The sequence below is a fragment of the Limosilactobacillus reuteri genome (genome assembly GCF_020785355.1).
Lineage (GTDB): Bacteria > Bacillota > Bacilli > Lactobacillales > Lactobacillaceae > Limosilactobacillus > Limosilactobacillus reuteri_I.
This window is the reverse complement of sequence record NZ_JAJGVH010000043.1, coordinates 1-389: the sequence shown is the minus strand read 5'-3', so window position 1 is coordinate 389 and position 389 is coordinate 1. Positions and strand designations below refer to the sequence as shown.

Genomic DNA, 389 nt, shown 5'->3' with positions numbered 1-389 from the left:
GTATCGATGAGCGAGAGCTTAAGTAATTCCGTCTCGATGAGTGAAAGTTTGAGTAACTCCGTTTCCATGAGCGAAAGCATAAGCAACTCAGTATCGATGAGCGAGAGTATAAGTAACTCAGTATCAATGAGCGAAAGTTTAAGTAACTCGGTATCGATGAGCGAAAGCATAAGCAACTCGGTATCAATGAGTGAAAGCATGAGTAACTCGGTATCGATGAGTGAAAGCATGAGTAACTCGGTCTCAATGAGCGAAAGTCTCAGCAACTCGGTATCGATGAGCGAGAGCTTAAGTAATTCTGTATCGATGAGCGAAAGTTTAAGTAACTCCGTTTCCATGAGTGAAAGCCTCAGTAACTCAGTCTCAATGAGTGAGAGCTTAAGTAATTC

The 389-nt window shown here is 42.2% G+C and carries 1 pseudogene; it reads right to left on the bottom strand.

From position 1 onward, the window contains the following. A pseudogene (locus LMB56_RS01465) lies at positions 1–389 on the bottom strand (hypothetical protein); the annotation flags it as partial.